Raw genomic sequence first — 241 nt, forward strand, 5'->3', positions numbered from 1 at the left:
AGAAGTGCGAATGCTGACATGAGTAGCGATAATGGGGGTGAAAAGCCTCCACGCCGTAAGCCCAAGGTTTCCTGTTCAACGTTCATCGGAGCAGGGTGAGTCGGCCCCTAAGGCGAGGCAGAGATGCGTAGCTGATGGGAAGCAGGTTAATATTCCTGCACCGTCGTATGATGCGATGGGGGGACGGATCGCGGAAGGTTGTCTGACTGTTGGAATAGTCAGTTTCTGTCTCATAGAAGGC

1 rRNA gene is annotated in these 241 nt (G+C 53.5%); it reads left to right on the forward strand.

Features of this window, described 5'->3' with window-relative positions:
- Positions 1 to 241, forward strand: a 23S ribosomal RNA gene (locus AC0V2Y_RS28990); the annotation flags it as partial.

It is taken from the genome of Janthinobacterium sp. BHSEK (assembly GCF_056174685.1).